Consider the following 17,141-nt stretch of genomic DNA (forward strand, 5'->3'; position numbering starts at 1 on the left):
TTTAGAAATATGGATATAGTTGTTAAAACAATGGTTTTCTGTAATTTGAGTTTTATTTTCCGATCTTTAAGGTCTTAAAAATGTAGAATGAAAAAAGTTGTTTTCAGATTAGTTTTAATAGTAATTTTAACATTTACCTATGGATGTAGCAGTGATAAAAATGATGTTGAAAATGAACTGGATGTAAATGAACCTTCTACTTTAGATATAGACGAAGATGTACAAGAATTGGAAGAAATTTTAACGGATACAATAGTCAACCAAACTAAACTATTTTGGTTGTATCTGCATCACGAAGAAATACCAGACGCAACAATAGAAACCGAAGCACCGCGACGAGATATCATTGTCATGAATGCCTTATTTCATGAGTACGTGCAAAAATTTAAGGCCGTAAATCCTGATTTAAAAATGTTAGTTTATAAAGATCTTACATCAACAAGAAGTTATGCCGTTGAGAATGAGGTTGACGATGAATATATACCCACTGGTGTTGGTTATCAATATGCAAACACCAACCACCCAGAGTGGTTTTTAGTTGATGAAAATGATAATAGATTAGAATACACAGGCTATGCCGATCATTGGCAAATGGATATTGGCAATATTGAATATCAACAATTTTGGGCAGATCAAGTTGGTGATGAACTTGTTGCCAATGGCTGGGACGGAGTGCTAATGGACAATGCTATTTACACGCTAGATACCTACCACGAAAATGTCTTTCCTAAAAATTATGAAACCGATGCCGAGTTTCAATTTGCATATAAGTCTATGCTGACTACAATAAATTCTAGATTAAAGACGGATAATAAAATAGGGATAGCCAATATAACCGATACAAGATTACACCCAGGGATTTGGGAAGACTATATGCAACAACTTGATGGTGCCTTAGATGAATGGTGGCTTGTTTTCGGTAATGGAAATTACCTTTCTGACTATTCTGAAGGTTATATTCCTCAAATCAATGAGGTAGTAGTTAATGAATTGGTAGATAAAATTACCTTAGTGCAACCACATACCTCCATTACCGATAATCAGGGTTTTTTTTATGCTTTTGCTAGCTATTGGTTAGTAAACAACGGTAATACTTATTTTTCTGAACAAGAAATTACCGATGCTTATAATGACCCATCACTTTGGAGGGATGAATACAATTGGAATTTTGGTGAAGCCACTGGCAACTATACGCAACTAGAAAACGGACTCTACCAAAGAGAATTTTCTCGTGCCTTGGTTTTCGTCAACGCTAGTGATTCCGGCACCATTCAAGTAGATTTAGACACACCTTATTTAAATGAAGTAGGGGAAGAGGTAAGTTCTATTGTAGTGAATGCCTTAAGCGGAACTGTATTGAGAAAGTTAAGTGAATAATAGCGTTTCTTTATCCAATAGATTATCCGTCTATTCTGAAATATATAGAATTTTAAATGACAGTTGTCATATTTTAAAAAAGTAGTCTTCAATACCTTCCCCACAAAGTCAATCGTTTCATAATAGCACCATGAATATCAATCATAAAAAAATAAATAGCCTCATTAAAGAAGTAGAAGCTGTATTGCGTAAAATTAAAAAAGAGGAAAAAAAAACAGCTCATACTTTAAAAAAGACGCATCCACTCCATAAAATGAGTGCTGTAAATCTTGTCCATTATAAAAGATTTAGAAAATCAGATTTTAGGGTAAGTCAAAGAAAATTAGGTGATTTAGGTATGACGCGTTTTGCGAATGCTCAAGGTCATGTAGAAGATAGTTTGGTAAAAGTACTATATCTATTATACCGTTTAAAAGATGGTAAACCAACAGATTTCAAGAAGGTAGAATTATCAACTAAAAAAAGTAAAGCACTTTTAAAGTCTAATACAGAAGCACTTTTGGGTTCTCCTTCAATGGGTCGTAGAGTACGTATAATGGTTACCATGCCTTCTCATGCTGCGTCTGACAAAGAATTCGTAACCACAATGATTGAAAACGGTATGAACTGCGCGAGAATTAATTGTGCGCATGATACACCTGAGGTTTGGCTAGCAATTATAGAAAATATAAAAGAAGCTTCTGAGAAACTTAAGACATCAGTTAAAATAGCGATGGATTTGGCCGGACCTAAAATTAGAACTGGCAACGTTAAACCAGGGGGCAGAATTGTGAAATTTAAACCCGAGAAAGATGATGAGGGTTATGTTATAAAACCAGTTGATATTGAATTGATTTCTGCTACTGCTAATATCATACCGGCGAATGCCATACCCATTAAAGGCAACTTGTTAGAGCAACTTACTATAGATGATACGCTTAGCCTATTTAACGCTAAAAATAAATCTAGAAAGCTTAAGGTGGTTAGTTTTTCTGAAAACGGAATTATAGTAAGGTCTAAAAAGCGTATTATATTTAAAAGTGGAATGCTTATTAAGCATACGAAATGGAATAAAGAAGGAATAATTGGAACTTTACCAGAAATTCAAAAGGCAGTAATACTTCATAAAGATGATGTTCTAGTTGTAACAAAAGAGAGCATTTTAGGGAGTTCTGCTATCGTAAATGAGACAGGAGAGATTATTGAGAAAGCCCATATTCCTTGTCAATTTTCCGGAATATTTGAAAAAGTGAACCAAGGCGATTTAGTATTGTTCGATGATGGTAAAATTGAAGGTACTATACAATCTGTATCCAATGAAAATTTTGAAGTCCTAATCACTAGAGCTATAGAAAAGGGTGCTAAATTAAAGGCAGAAAAAGGCATGAATTTCCCCAATACTAATTTGGGAACTGGCGGACTCACCCCTAAAGACATAGAAGATCTTGAGTTTGTTGCCAAGCATGCAGATATTGTCAATTTCTCTTTTGTCAACTCTAAAAAAGATGTGACCGAGCTGCTAACAGAATTTAGAAGACTGGGTGTATTTAATACTCTTGGAGTCATATTGAAAATAGAAACAAAATTTGCTTTTGATAATCTTGAGGAAATACTGCAAGAAGCTATGCAAATAAGAAATGTTGGGGTAATGATTGCACGTGGTGATCTTGCCGTCGAAACTGGTTGGCAAGATATCGGACAAGTGCAACATGAAGTTTTATCTATATGCGGATCAGCTCATGTACCTGTAATTTGGGCAACACAAGTTTTAGAGAATCTCGCTAAAAACGGACTCCCGTCACGATCAGAAATTACAGATGTGGTTACGGCGCTAAATTCAGAATGTGTAATGGTAAACAAAGGTCCATATATGGAAGATGTGCTCGTACTCTTGAATACAATTCTTTCTAATATGGAAGACTACCAAGAAAAGAACGAAACCATGTTGCCAAAGATTCGAAAGTTTTAATAAAATTATTGAGTTTATACTAAATAATAACAAGTAACTCTTGCACAAACATATTCTTAAAAGGGTTACTTGTCTTAACTAACAGTTTACCCAATGTTTTAATTTTTGCTTAATATAGCAGAACAATTAGCCGTTCTCAAAAAATGAACAAATCATATTTTATACTCAGTTTTATTATATTAATAAGATGTAGTACTACCATACATTCTCAACAATCTATTGATGCAGGTTCCATAGATAATCATTTGACTTCCATTTATAAAAAGTTTAAGGATAATAGGCATGATTACGGCGCCACTTATGGGGAAGCTAAAGATAGCATTTTAATACGGTTTCAAAACACATTGGCTAAAACACTTAGAAAGGAATCTTTTTTGAATGTTAAATATGATTCGCTAGCTGAACACATGAGAATCATATCTTCAAAAGATGATAAACTAAAGATCTTTTCTTGGGATGAATTCAATGGTGGCACCTGGCACATCTATAACTCTATGTATCAGTACAAAGTAAATAACGAATTGGCTGTTGGGTTTTTAACAACTAAAACCGAGGATCATTATATCACAGATAACACAGAAGTTTACCACTATCAAGTACAGTTAATCGATAACGACAAATACCTAGCTAAGGCGTATGGCACACATGGTAGCGGCAAAGAGTTTTACATGTTTAGACTCTTAAGCTTTAATGATGGTATTTTAAAAGACTGTGATGGCTGCTTTAATGGGGATGATAAATTCATGTACGAAATAAGTAGAGGTCATGATGAATTGATACCACAATACAACCCCGAAACAAAAGAAATATCATACCATGAGTTAGTAGAGGGTTATATTAATGGAGACTTAAATTCCCCATCGGGCTTTATGGATTCTACCGGTAAAATTCTAAAACTGAGGTATAAAAACGGAGTGTTTATACCTCTAGAAAATTAGATTATTTTAAAATAGCGCCTTAACCTGTTTTAGCTGCATTAAATTTCGGCGGCTAATCTACAAGCCTGATTTATGGCACGTTTAGCATCTAATTCTGCAGCAACATCGGCACCACCTATTACATGTACTTTTATACCTTTTGCCTGCAATGGTTCTAAAAGTTGTTTAAATGGCAATTGTCCTGCACAAATGACAATATTATCTACTTCTAGTATTTTTTGCTCGTCATTTTGGGTATAATGCAAACCTTCATCATCTATCTTAGTATACTGCACTTCATTAATAAATTGTACATTTTTCTTTTTCAACGTAGAACGATGAATCCAACCAGTGGTTTTACCAAGATTTGCACCAAACTTACCTTTGCTGCGTTTGAACATAAAAATTTCTCTTGGCGACGGGTGTATTTCTGATTGTATATTCTCAATACCACTACGCTCCTCTAAGGTCTTATCAATTCCCCATTCCTTAAGCCATGCATCTATATTTAAAGCAGTACTTTCCCCTTCATGGGCTAAATATTCTGAGACATCAAAACCGATTCCGCCAGCGCCGATAACCGCAACACGTTTACCCACAGGTTTTTTCAATTTTAATACGTCTATATAATTCAGGACTTTTGGGTGGTCAACACCATCAATTTTCGGAGTTCTTGGTTTTATTCCGGTCGCTACAATAACTTCATCAAAATTTCCATTTTTCAAGTCTTCTGCAGTTACTCTAGTATTCAATTTTACAGTTACACCATGCAGCTCTAGTTGTTTATTAAAATAGCGGATAGTTTCATAAAATTCTTCTTTACCAGGTATTTGCTTTGCTAGGTTAAATTGTCCGCCTGTTTCTTTTTCACCATCAAAAAGTGTAACATCATGCCCACGTTGTGCCGCTACTGTTGATGCTGCCAAACCTGCCGGACCAGCACCTACAACGGCTATTCTTTTCTTTTTTTCTGTTGGCTTATAATTCAGTTCCGTTTCACGACATGCCCTCGGATTCACCAAACAACTAGCAACCTTTCGTTGAAAAACATGGTCTAAACATGCTTGATTACAACCAATACAGGTATTTATCTCATCTGCCTTGTCAGCTTCAGCCTTATTGACCCACTCTGGATCTGCTAAAAATGGTCGTGCCATAGAAATCATATCTGCATGACCTTCCGCTAAAACTTGCTCCGCAGTTTCGGGCATATTTATTCTGTTAGAGGTAACTAACGGAATCGTTAATTCTTCTTTCATCTTTTTGGTAACCCAAGTAAATGCCGCTCTAGGTACCGATGTTGCAATTGTTGGTATGCGGGCTTCATGCCAGCCAATTCCTGTATTTATAATGGTGGCACCAGCTTTTTCTATTTCTTTACCTAAGGCAACCACTTCTTGCCAAGAGCTTCCTTTTTCTACCAAATCTAACATTGATAAGCGATAGATAATAATAAACTCCTCACCAACGGCTTCACGTGTTTGCTTTACTAATTCTATGGGTAAGCGCATTCGGTTTTCATAACTGCCACCATAATTATCGGTACGTTTATTTGTTCTTTCTGCAATAAATTGATTTATTAAATAACCTTCAGAACCCATGATTTCTAAGCCATCATAACCCGCTAGTTTTGAAAGATTAGCAGAATTTACAAAATCACGAATGGTACGATTAATTCCAGATTGGTTGAGCTTAAATGGCTTGAAAGGGGAGATGGGAGATTTTATAGCAGATGGTGCAACTGCAAAAGGATGATACCCATACCTGCCAGCATGTAGTATTTGCATACAAATTTTACCACCTTCTTTATGTACGGCATCAGTAATGATCTTATGATGTTCTGCATGTTTTTTAGTGCTCATACGTGATGAAAAAGGACCTGTCCAACCTTGTACGTTAGGCGCTATTCCGCCAGTTACTATTAATCCGACTCCGCCTTTTGCACGTTCGGCATAATAAGCGGCTATCTTATCTATACCATTTTTTTCCTCTTCTAATCCGGTATGCATTGAACCCATTAAAATTCGATTCTTTAGGGTGGTAAATCCTAAATCTAAAGGCTCAAAAATATGCTTGTACTTGGTCATTACATGTTACTTTTTAGTTGATTTTTTATTATGCATGCATAATAGTTAACAAGATACGTTTTTAATATTTGAAAACTAACTAAACCTTTTTTGAGTATAAACTGCTTATTTTCAATTATGCAGTTAGATTTTGACTATCCGAAGTTCTTCAATCGATAATTTAAACCTTAGTAATCAGAATAAAAAAATCCCTATTAAACTAAAAGTTTCATAGGGATTTTTCTTTATTACTAAAAGGACTAAACCTTTACAATTATTCTTTTATAGCACGTGCAAATTTGTACGTAATACCAAAGTTAATACCGAAAGATGAGTAAGGTACTTTTTGAGATAATTCTCTAGAAGTATCAGTATTAGTATTCGATAATTCATCTACATAGGTTGTAGTCTTGTTTATTCCCTCTGGCAAATTATCAATAGTATACAATCCGCTAACCGCAACCGTACCATCAGGTAGTTTAACATCGGTATTAAACTCAGCTATTTCAGAATCTTTACGCTTTAAACTGATTCCGTAATACTCTACTTCAGCAAAAAGACTAAAATTAGAATCTAGGTCAAACTTATAACCAAGTGCACCTACAAAACCTAAAGGAAAATGTCCGTGAAAATCTTCTTTATAATTTGTCTCAGAATACGACCCTTCCGGCACTCCAAAAGCTTCTGCTTCCGATTCAGAAAAGACAGATTTTTGGTAGATAACACCCTCGGTCTTTCCGCCTAATTTTAATAAAGCTCCAAAACGACCATAAATATTATTAGTAAACTTATATACTACAGATGCAGAAGCTCCAAAAGCACGTGCTCTAGCTACAGCATTAACTTCTGTACTAGGCAAATTAACTATCGATACATCTTGATCTGTTCCTTTTAAATACCCAATACTTAAATCTGCACCAAATGAATCGTCAAAGAAGTAGGTACCCCTTATTTGAAAATTAATACCTTCTCCATAACTACCATAAGAGTTCTCAGTGCTAGAAGCATTAATACGTTCTCCCAATTTCATGGTTGTACTACCAATTGCCAATCCAGAACTTGCAGAAACCTGCAATTGTCCATAAGATATCGTGCTAAATAAAACAGCTGCACATACAGCGATTAAGTGTTTCATAATAAATGATTTATAAGTTGAAAATTGATTAAAAACTACTATTTATTAAAGTAAAACTCAAACTCCTTACACCTTGATTACCAAAACTTTGCATGATAATTATATGACTTACAATAAGATTTTGAGTGTGTTATTTAATTAGTCTATCAAAGTTACTTTTTTAAGGAAAATTCTTATATCTATGGGTATTCTTTAACACTCTGCTTGAAATTTATGCTTGATTTCACCCTGTGTATTATGAATTAAGCAATACAAGACCCATAAAGCGAAATTTATTGTAATTTTTTGGGAATTATTAATTCAATTTTTGTTTAACATCAATTATTCTTTTGGGACTTTAAACCTATAAACAGTAATGTATAAATAAACAAAAGCAGTAAATACCACGTATTACTCACCAAATCTAGATAATCGATTTTACCTTTTGAGAAGCTTAAAATCATTAATACCTGAGCACCGTAGGGTAGTAGCCCTTGAAAAATACAGGCAAATATGTCTAAGATCGACGCTGTCTTTTTATTATCTAAATGATACTCGTCATTGATTGTTTTAGCAATTGGTCCTGCAATAATAATGGACACCGTATTATTTGCTATCGCCATGTTAATAGTACTTACCAATGTGGCAATACCAAACTGTGCAGACTTCTTATTTTTAATGAGTTTTTTAATATTGACCAATATAAATTCAATACCTCCATTTCTCTCTACCAAAGCAGCTAAGCCACCTGTCAATAATGATAAAAGAAATATTTCGGTCATATTGGTAAATCCGGTATAGGCGATTTTAGTAGATTCTATTAATGTAAAATCTCCGTAAGCGATTCCTAATGCACCTGCCGCAATTGTACCTAACAACAAGGTTACATAGACATTGACTCCCACAATGGAAAGAATAATCACCAATACATATGGCATTATTTTTATAATTGAATAATTGTAAACCGTGGTTTCAGTTACGACGGACTCCAACCCCAATCCCTGAAATACTAGAATAACAATGGTGAATAACGCTGCAGGTACCGCTATTTTAATATTCTGTTTAAACTTATCGCTCATTTTACATCCCAAGGACTGAGTCGCGGCAATTGTGGTATCTGAAATGACAGATAAATTATCGCCAAACATACTACCGCCCAATAACGCCCCGCATAATACTGCCAGCTCTGCATTGCTTTCATCTGCAAAACCTATTACAATAGGCGCTAATGCTACAATGGCACCTACTGATGTTCCTGTAGAAACCGATAAAAAGCCTGCAATAATAAAGATGCCTACATAAATATATTGAATAGCTATAACATCTAAACCAAGGTTTACAATCGCATTAACACTGCCTGTTTCATTAGTTATAGCAGCAAAAGCACCTGCTAACAAATAAATAAGGCACATGGTCAATATTTTATCATCGCCACAGCCTTTTAATAAGGTGTTAATTTTAGAAGTAATGGTTTGTTTAAATAGTAAAAATGCTACAATTATACCTACAATTACTGCAATAGGAGCGGGCAGTGCATAGAAATCATTTTGATAGATACCTACACCTAAAAACGTATATACAAATACGAACAAGGGTATTAAAGCTGAAAATTTTGGGATAATCTTTTTAGTACTTTCCATTTCTCTTTCTTCATTTGTAAAAAAGGAAATAGCTGTAAATTAGAAGAATCATGTGTTAACATTTGTTCCAATTAATGGCTTATCTATTTAGCACCTTGCTTGTTATTGCAGGTTGCTATCTCCTTTTTTGAGATTCTTGATAATAATTTTAAGGCGGCAAATGTAGTCTATAAATCTTTCTACTAAACCTTAAAAAAAGTTAATTTCTATAAATAATATTCCTACAGAATTCCTCCTACATAATTACCTAAAATTTAACTTCAATTATTATTTCATTAACAACCTTGCGTATTTTAATGGTCGAAGTTTGGAATCATAACACTAACTAATTCAATTATTTACACATGAAAAATCATTACTTAAAAGTTATTGCTGTAACATTTTTATTATTGCTAACCTTTTCTTGTACGACAGAAGTGGACGAATTTGGCGAAGATTTTGACCGAGATAAAATGGACTTGTTCTTTTCTAGAATTGAAGAGAAAAATTTAGGAATGGGCAGTATTTCTATTTTCAAAGATGGTAAAGAAGATTATCAAACTTCTTTTGGTTTTATAGATGTTGAAAATTCGATTTTAGCCAATTCAGCCTCTAAATATAGAATAGCTTCTATTACAAAAGCATTTACGGCTACAATGATTATGCAGCTTATTGAAGAAGGTAAGTTGACTTTAGAAACTAAATTAGAAAATCACTTTCCTGAAATACCTAATGCCGAGCTTATTACCATAGAACAATTAATGAATCATAGAAGCGGACTCTTCAATTTTACGGAAGGTGTATACGAACCAGAAGACCGAATACAACCTGCCTCTAGACAGAAACTTTTAGATATATTCATTGCAAACGGCACTAATTTTAGTCCTGATGAGAAATTTGAATATTCCAATACCAATTACCTCTTGCTATCTTTCATTATTGAAGATGTTGATGAGAAAACATATGAGACTTCATTTAATGATAGAATAGTAACACCTTTAAAACTCACAAATACTTATAATGGCGCCGAAATTAATTCTACAAACAATGAAGCCTATTCTTATCAATTAGAAAATGATGATTGGGTCGATTTGGTTGAGATTCATTATACTATTCTACAAGGTACTGGCTCTGTGGTATCTACAGCTAAAGGCGTAAATGTATTTTATAACGCTCTTTTTGATGGGAGGTTGGTCTCTGAAAGCTCACTCGATAAAATGATAACGATGAATGATGGTTATGGTTTCGGACTTTTTACTATTCCGTTTTACAATAAAAGCGGATTTGGACATGATGGTAGAGTAGACGGGTATCAATCTTTAAGTATATATTTTCCTTCAGATAACGTTACACTTACATACTTGTCTAACGGCGTTAACATGAGACCAAATGATATTGTTATTGGTGCTTTGAGTATATATTCTGGTTTAGAATATGACCTGCCATAAATTATAAAATTACTCTCGTAAAAGGGCATTTGCCCTTTTACGATTGGTAACTTAAATTATAAAGTATTATTAAAACATGTTATTTTGACAACGGCACCGTAAAAAATACGGTAGTACCAACATTTTCTTCGCTGTTGACCCATAACTCACCACCGTTTCCTTCTGCCATTTCTTTACATAAAAAAAGACCAAGACCCGTTCCTTTTTCATTATCTGTACCAAAGGTAGAATCCATATGGACATTTTTAAAAAGTAGTTCTACCGTTTCTGCAGCCATACCGATTCCGTTATCGGCAACAGCAATTTCTAAGAAATTATTTTTTTTATTAGCACTAATAGTTATAACTCCTTTAGTATTGGTAAACTTAATGGCATTACTTATTAAATTTCTTAGAATAATTATCAAATGATCTTTATCACTGAAACAATTGGTATTCATAACATTATTAACAATAGTTATCTCCTTTTTTAGGGCTAGGGGCGTTAATACTTTTATCGTATTTTCCAGAACACTATTTATTTCCAAATTACGCTGCTCAACAATAATACCTTTCATTTGTGCTTTTGCCCATTCTAAAAGATTATTCAACATCACTGAAATACCCTGTATATTATTTAAAGCTTTAGGAATTAGTCTATTATAATCATCTTTAGACATATCACCGGTCAAGGACAACTCTAACAGTCCGTAAAAAGAATTTATAGGACCTTTAAGGTCATGTGCTATTATAGAAAACAGTTTGTCTTTTGTTTTATTTGCTTCACTAAGTTCTGCTTCATGCTGTAATAATTGATTCTGCTTTTCTTGTAATTCTTGTGTGTATTGGTTCTGTAGTTTATTGGTTCTGTAGATTGATATAAAGAATATTAAAAGCAAGATTAGAGCACCAATAGCAAAATACACGTACTTCTTTTGTTTTGCAATTTCTTTGTTCTGATCTACAATCAATTGTTGTTTTTGGTTCTCGAATTCCATTTTACTTCTTAGAATTCCAAGTCCTTTTTTAAACTTTTCATCTGCACCTTCTTTATAAAGATTCAAATAGGTCGTTTGATAAGCGTAAGCCTTATCATCATCACCTTTTCTATGATATATTTGAGCTAATAGTGCATTAGACTCTTTAATAACGGTTTCTACATTAAGATCGTCACCATATTCCAATGATTTTTTACCGTATTGTTCTGCCTTTTCTAAATCATTTAATCCTAAATAACATTCTGACAATGCTGAATATACCAAGGCATAACCGTAGGCGAAGTTTAATTCATCACACAACTTCTCTGCTTTAATTAGATAATTTAAAGCTTCATCATACTTTTTCTGCTTTAAAGCAATACTACCTTTTTGTTCATAAGAATGAGACAACCAATCTTTAATATTACTTTTCTCAAAGAAGACAATACTTTTATCTATAAATTCATTAGCACGATCAAAACTACCCATGGTTGAATATTGGGAAGCCATATTTATAAATGTATATGGTATAATTTCATCATCCATCAATTTCAGGCTTAGATTACGTGCAATCTCTAGAAATGTTATTGCCGTTTGGTAATCACCATTTTTACTGTAAAGTGCAGCTATACTTACATTTATATCAATTCTCTTACCATTTGCATTAATAGTATTTGCTACTTCTAAAGCTTCTAAAAACTGGGTTAGAGCAAGTGCATCTTTACCTTGTATTGAATAATCTAACGCCATATTATTCAAGGCTTTTAATTTTTCAGCTCCTAAATTATAGGTATTGGCAATTTTTAAAGCATTTAAATTAAATTCTAAAGCTTTATCTGTTTCGCCTTTTTCAAAATAATAATAACCGTAAGTAGATAGCGCCCTGCTTTCACCTGCTTTATATTTAGCCGATAAACTTAAATCAAGTCCTTCTTTTAATAAAATAGCAGTGGTATCTGGATTTTCGCGAATTTTTGATTTTGCCAACTCTAAAATTAAATCAATGTATTCAGTGTTTAGTGAACTAAAATCAGAAGCAAAACGCAATTCTGTAATTTTGTCAAGTGTAGTTTTTTCTGCTTGCCCTAGAAGTTCTGTGGAACAGATGATGAGTAAGAAAATAGCAAAGTAGAAGTTTCTCTTCGCAATAATAATTCGTGGCATTTATACTTTTATTTCTGAAAAAGTACAAACAGAAATTTACATATCAGCATTAATGTTGTGAAACGATTAGTAATGTAGGTAAATTCGTACATTATATATTAGAAACCAACTCAAAAATGGATAAAATCGTAGTAAAATACAGAATTACAACTTATCATAGCTAGAAGATAAGTTAGATTAATATATTATTGTTTTTTGACCCAAGAATCAATACCGAATGCTTCGTTTAATTCTAGAATAAGTTGCTTTCTTTTGGCTTCATTACCACAGTCAACAGGAACACCAACATAGGTCAGACCTTTTGGATATGCTCCTTCATCATGGGTATAGCCCAATGTTTTAAGCTTTTCTATAATTGTATTTTTATTATTAGGGTCTTTAAAAACACCTACCATCGCAATACAATTTAAAGAAGAGTTTGTAGTAGCTTCTGGTGCCGTTTTGGTAGTTTTAGGTAGCTGCTCGACTTTCTTGGCTACTGGAATTTTAGTTTCCTTTTTTTCAATAACAGGAGTTCCTATGTCTCCTATAATTACTTCGGAGGTACTTTCGTCGGATGAACCTTTAGATATACTTTGAATTTCAGTTGTGATCTCTTCCTCTAAGTCAACATTTATTTCTTCTTTAAAATCAGAAACAGTAAGTGTAGTATCAGAAATTACAACTGCTATATTCTTATCATGATCGTATGCATCTTTTACAGGGATAGTTATAGGTTCATAAACATCTGAATTAGAGTATACATATTCGCGATCTTCAGAATGATAAGAGTCGGGTAGTGGTGCTTCTTCTGCAGTATCTATATCTGGAGTAGCTGCTACACTATCATCCTGTTTATTAAACTTAAACATATAAATGAATGTAGAAAAAATGGCGATTACAATAATGGCAATTGCAAAATCCCATCTTCCTTTTGGGGTACTAAAAATATCTTTATCGGGGGTCATGGTTATGTGTTTACTTTAAAATACAATGATGTATATAAAAAAGTAAATATAACCAATCTCTATTTATGTACGATAAAAGCCTTCATTGAAAGATTTAACCAAGAAAGCCAAAAGGAAGAAAATACGAGTAGAATACAGCGCATGTAAAACCATTTATTATGCACTTACTTTCTTTCCGTAGATTTTATAATAAACCAAATCTAAAGCCCTATGAAGTTCACTTTTTGTAAATGGCTTACTGACAAAATCAACACAACCAAGTTCTCTGGCAACAACTTCAAATTCTTGTTTGGTAGAACTTGATATAAAAGGCAAACGGTCTGCAAACATTTCCAGAAAAGAGAGTCCGTTCATGCCTGGCATTTCAATATCTGACATGACTACCTGTGGTTTTGCTATTTGTATATGTACCCAAGCATCATAAGAATCTTCAAAAGTTAATACACTACTTACTAACGGGTGAGTTTTGGCTAGTTTTTCTGCTAGTGATAACCAAAGATGGGAGTCATCTACAATTACTAATTCGAGTTTCATTAATCTGAGTTTGAGATTTGAGAGGCGAAATGTACCCCATTGTCTCATTATGAAAAATTAATTCAGATGAACGGCTTGAAAGTATCTTTATATGTTAATATTACACATTAAAAATGGTATTTAAGAAGTACTTTTTGCAGATAATACCTTCAAGATAAAATGGATGGAAGTATCACTTTTAAAGCACAATTTAATAAAACAATGAATTAATGATATGTAATTTATGAAAATATGAAACGGGCTAACTATGAATTAACCCGTTTTTTTAATTACAGCTTTTTAAGATTAAAACCGCCTATAGCACCAATAACAAGTGTTATGAATAAAGTTGGTAGTAATAGCTTTAACCAACTAAAAGTATGTTCTGCTTGGTAGAATTTAATATCATGCTTTGTCCAATCTACTGCACTCGCCGATTTTTCTCTAAAGATTTTATCATAGAAACCTAATCTTAACTTTTCATGAAACTCAGTTAAGACATTTAAAAATCCTAAATGACTAACCATATCTGTACCTGCAAGATTATTTAGACTCAATTGTGCATGCATGGTAGGTACAAATAGTGCCACGTTTTCACTTACAGTATTTCGTAACATAATCTTCTCAGTCATTTCTTCACTTGATTCTTTGGCCGCCATATCACCCATATATTGCATACCGTAGTACCAGATCCAACTGAATTTATCTTCCGGTACATCATAATTTATATACTGCGGATATGCTCCTATGAATCCGTTCATGGTTATATCTTTTTCCATATCCCATTTTTCGTGATAACCATCTCTTTGCTCTACCATAGCATCTAAGGCTTCTGGTACTTGGTAGGTATTCATTACATAATTATTAACCAAAGCAGGAATCAAAATGGTTAATACTACCCAAATAGAAATTAGCGCCAATGCATTAAAACTGGAGCTTTTTAGTAAGGAAACCATCCAAAAACATAAGGCACTCCAAAACAATACATACAATATACTTTGTAGAAAAATAGCCCAGAAATTGGCGCTCATTGAAATCTGTAATATAGTACTTGCCAAAAACATGAGAACAATTAACACCACAAATACAAAGAGTATTCTTACTGCCATCTTTTTAAATAAAAATCCGGCTTTTCCTGACGTTTGTGCTGCTAAAATACGCCAAGTTCCTAATTCTTTTTCTTCGGAATATAGGTTGAAGGTCATGGCTATTAATACCAACGGAAATAAGTAAATAATAACAAAGCCTAGGTCTAAATTACCCGACATGAGCAATGACGGATTCTCAAAATCGGTATCATATTTTTGCCCTTCCAAACCACGAATGGTTACGGCTTGTAATAACGGATTTACATCGCTCTGCCCTATAGAAATTGCACTTATATTTTCAGGTTTTTTCGCTAGCGTAAATCGTAAATAATACAAAAGCAATCCTAAATCTTCACTATGATATTCTATATTCTTTTTAATACTTTCTTCTTGAAATACTTGGGCTGCGGCTATCGTTTTCTCTTGTTTGACCAAGTATTGCTTTCCTATGAAAATGCTGATAACACCAACAGACATTAATAAAACAAGACTAACCAAGAATATTTTCGTTCTAAAAAACGATTTAAATAACAAACTATACATCTATATGGCTTTTAGGTTAGTTGATAATTTCAATAATCCAAAAACGGATAAAATACTCCATAAAAATAGGGATATTAAAGAGGTCAACTCATTTTTAAACACCTCTCTTATACTTAAAAAATGATATTGAAAAGGAGGAAACTCTTTCCAGAAATCACTAGATATAGTATTAGGACCTTCTTTGCCTTTACTAGGTATAAAATCCATCTGCAACTGATTCATATCCTGAGCTAATTTGAAGCGATAGGTTTCTGCCTCATCCTTAAAATGAAGAAAAGATTGAAAATCTGTTCCTGAGAATGCCATTGATAAATTTTTAATGGCAGAATACGGATTTATGAATGCGGAATAACGCTCCAAATTGTTTTGTTTATGGTAAACTTCATAAAGTCCTTCTTGGTGTTCAAGGTAAACTTCAGCACTTAATTCTTCTCCTTTAGACATCACAAAACCGCCATAATTAAAAGGAAGATTATTAACATCTGTAACCTTATTAGCTAACAAAACAGAGTCTTTTAATGCTTTAAAATGTGGGTCATCTGGATTGTGACTATCTCCCAATTCAATCAAATCATGTTCAACAGCTGTTTCCATTTCTATTTTAGAAGGAGTAGGGTATAAGTAAAAACCCATTGCCTGTAATGATTTTGGAACTATGATAACGAATAACAACCATATACCTAACAACTTTACCAAGGCACTTTTAGCGGTTGCGCTAAAAGCTGACACCAAAATAGTGATGGCGCTTAATATACCAAAGAATAAAAAATAAGAAATAAGCAGAACCAAATACCTCAAAAAACTATCGGTAAGCATGCTATTATGAGATTCTAACAAAACAAAAAGAAGTAATACCAAAAAAATCGAGATCAAAAAAATGAGTGACAAGCTCCATAAACCTATCCATTTTCCAAATACGATTTCCTTTCTTGTTATTCCTTGTCCTATTAAAAGTTTAAGGGTTCCATTTTCCCTTTCTTGAGCTATGGTCGCAAAGCCTAAGTAGAAAATCAATAAAGGAACGATTACTTTTAATAACATAGCTAGGCTAACTTCACCAAAACGTAAAAGTCCCGTAGACATACTGGCTTCGGAAAAATTAACGGTATTTTGCTTGTGCGCCTCCAAGAAAACGGCATTACCTACAAAGTTTTCCATACCAAGATCAAAAACACTTAAAACGTGTTTTAGTCTTAGCGCAAAAGACCCATAATGTGACATTCTATGTGGATGCTTATCCGGATTATTTTCCCAGCTTTCCTGTACTTCATGTTGAATTTCATCTCGTGTAAAATTCTGGTCATGGTAATTCTCATAACCACTATACGCAGAAAAGAGTAGCAAGAACAGCATCAAAGCAGATGCTATCAACATGACCTTAGATCTAAAGGCATCTTGCCATAATTGGCGCGCTAACAGTTTTATTACGTTCTTCCTCATTA

At 33.5% G+C, this 17,141-nt stretch carries 12 protein-coding genes and 1 riboswitch; of the genes, 4 read left to right on the top strand and 8 right to left on the bottom strand.

Annotated elements, in window-relative coordinates; all coding sequences use genetic code 11:
• Nucleotides 1-87 precede the first annotated feature (87 nt).
• The 3 genes from Q0871_RS01535 (at nucleotide 88) to Q0871_RS01545 (ending at nucleotide 4,263) form a co-directional block, all read left to right on the top strand.
• Nucleotides 88-1,377, top strand: a complete 1,290-nt coding sequence (locus Q0871_RS01535; protein WP_299317200.1) for a putative glycoside hydrolase — start codon at nucleotides 88-90, stop codon at nucleotides 1,375-1,377.
• Between the two features lie 130 nt (nucleotides 1,378-1,507).
• A complete protein-coding gene (locus Q0871_RS01540) occupies nucleotides 1,508-3,325 on the top strand; it encodes a pyruvate kinase (protein ID WP_299317201.1) in 1,818 nt (605 codons plus the stop codon).
• 143 nt (nucleotides 3,326-3,468) lie between these two features.
• Complete coding sequence (locus Q0871_RS01545) at nucleotides 3,469-4,263, top strand: hypothetical protein (RefSeq protein WP_299317202.1); 795 nt, start codon at nucleotides 3,469-3,471, stop codon at nucleotides 4,261-4,263.
• Nucleotides 4,264-4,301: 38 nt separating this feature from the next.
• Here the strand turns inward: Q0871_RS01545 and Q0871_RS01550 are convergent, their stop codons facing one another.
• From Q0871_RS01550 to Q0871_RS01560, 3 genes are all read right to left on the bottom strand, one after another.
• Entirely contained in the window at nucleotides 4,302-6,329 is a 2,028-nt protein-coding gene (locus Q0871_RS01550; RefSeq protein WP_299317203.1) for an NADPH-dependent 2,4-dienoyl-CoA reductase, read from the bottom strand.
• 253 nt (nucleotides 6,330-6,582) lie between these two features.
• Nucleotides 6,583-7,443 carry an outer membrane beta-barrel protein gene (locus Q0871_RS01555; RefSeq protein WP_299317204.1) on the bottom strand — a complete coding sequence of 287 codons (861 nt, stop codon included), beginning with the start codon at nucleotides 7,441-7,443 and terminating at the stop codon, nucleotides 6,583-6,585.
• A 317-nt stretch (nucleotides 7,444-7,760) separates the two neighbouring features.
• Nucleotides 7,761-9,062: a Na+/H+ antiporter NhaC family protein gene (locus Q0871_RS01560; RefSeq protein ID WP_299317205.1), complete on the bottom strand. Its 1,302-nt coding sequence runs from the start codon at nucleotides 9,060-9,062 to the stop codon at nucleotides 7,761-7,763.
• Between the two features lie 51 nt (nucleotides 9,063-9,113).
• A riboswitch (SAM-I-IV-variant riboswitch) is annotated at nucleotides 9,114-9,210 on the bottom strand.
• Between the two features lie 196 nt (nucleotides 9,211-9,406).
• Between Q0871_RS01560 and Q0871_RS01565 the strand changes: the two genes are divergently transcribed.
• Nucleotides 9,407-10,489, top strand: coding sequence for a serine hydrolase (locus tag Q0871_RS01565; protein WP_299317206.1), 1,083 nt, complete (start codon nucleotides 9,407-9,409; stop codon nucleotides 10,487-10,489).
• Nucleotides 10,490-10,568: 79 nt separating this feature from the next.
• Here Q0871_RS01565 and Q0871_RS01570 read toward each other — a convergent pair whose 3' ends face one another.
• The 5 genes from Q0871_RS01570 to Q0871_RS01590 form a co-directional block, all read right to left on the bottom strand.
• Complete coding sequence (locus Q0871_RS01570) at nucleotides 10,569-12,608, bottom strand: tetratricopeptide repeat-containing sensor histidine kinase (protein WP_299317207.1); 2,040 nt, start codon at nucleotides 12,606-12,608, stop codon at nucleotides 10,569-10,571.
• A 185-nt stretch (nucleotides 12,609-12,793) separates the two neighbouring features.
• Nucleotides 12,794-13,555: a hypothetical protein gene (locus Q0871_RS01575; protein ID WP_299317208.1), complete on the bottom strand. Its 762-nt coding sequence runs from the start codon at nucleotides 13,553-13,555 to the stop codon at nucleotides 12,794-12,796.
• A gap of 156 nt (nucleotides 13,556-13,711) precedes the next feature.
• Nucleotides 13,712-14,089 (bottom strand): PleD family two-component system response regulator, encoded by a 378-nt coding sequence (locus Q0871_RS01580; RefSeq protein ID WP_299317209.1) that lies wholly within the window; start codon nucleotides 14,087-14,089, stop codon nucleotides 13,712-13,714.
• Nucleotides 14,090-14,358: 269 nt separating this feature from the next.
• Complete coding sequence (locus tag Q0871_RS01585; RefSeq protein ID WP_299317210.1) at nucleotides 14,359-15,699, bottom strand: DUF3526 domain-containing protein; 1,341 nt, start codon at nucleotides 15,697-15,699, stop codon at nucleotides 14,359-14,361.
• Nucleotides 15,700-17,139, bottom strand: coding sequence for a DUF3526 domain-containing protein (locus tag Q0871_RS01590; RefSeq protein WP_299317211.1), 1,440 nt, complete (start codon nucleotides 17,137-17,139; stop codon nucleotides 15,700-15,702).
• Nucleotides 17,140-17,141 lie beyond the last annotated feature (2 nt).

Source organism: uncultured Maribacter sp. (genome assembly GCF_947500985.1).
In the GTDB taxonomy this organism is placed as follows: Bacteria; Bacteroidota; Bacteroidia; order Flavobacteriales; family Flavobacteriaceae; genus Maribacter.

Coding starts and splice junctions, on each gene's coding strand:
- Q0871_RS01535 (WP_299317200.1), top strand. CDS start 88: ATGAAAAAAGTTGTTTTCAGATTAGTTTTAATAGTAATTTTAACATTT.
- Q0871_RS01545 (WP_299317202.1), top strand. CDS start 3,469: ATGAACAAATCATATTTTATACTCAGTTTTATTATATTAATAAGATGT.
- Q0871_RS01550 (WP_299317203.1), bottom strand. CDS start 6,329: ATGACCAAGTACAAGCATATTTTTGAGCCTTTAGATTTAGGATTTACC.
- Q0871_RS01580 (WP_299317209.1), bottom strand. CDS start 14,089: ATGAAACTCGAATTAGTAATTGTAGATGACTCCCATCTTTGGTTATCA.
- Q0871_RS01565 (WP_299317206.1), top strand. CDS start 9,407: ATGAAAAATCATTACTTAAAAGTTATTGCTGTAACATTTTTATTATTG.
- Q0871_RS01570 (WP_299317207.1), bottom strand. CDS start 12,608: ATGCCACGAATTATTATTGCGAAGAGAAACTTCTACTTTGCTATTTTC.
- Q0871_RS01575 (WP_299317208.1), bottom strand. CDS start 13,555: ATGACCCCCGATAAAGATATTTTTAGTACCCCAAAAGGAAGATGGGAT.
- Q0871_RS01585 (WP_299317210.1), bottom strand. CDS start 15,699: ATGTATAGTTTGTTATTTAAATCGTTTTTTAGAACGAAAATATTCTTG.
- Q0871_RS01560 (WP_299317205.1), bottom strand. CDS start 9,062: ATGGAAAGTACTAAAAAGATTATCCCAAAATTTTCAGCTTTAATACCC.
- Q0871_RS01555 (WP_299317204.1), bottom strand. CDS start 7,443: ATGAAACACTTAATCGCTGTATGTGCAGCTGTTTTATTTAGCACGATA.
- Q0871_RS01540 (WP_299317201.1), top strand. CDS start 1,508: ATGAATATCAATCATAAAAAAATAAATAGCCTCATTAAAGAAGTAGAA.
- Q0871_RS01590 (WP_299317211.1), bottom strand. CDS start 17,139: ATGAGGAAGAACGTAATAAAACTGTTAGCGCGCCAATTATGGCAAGAT.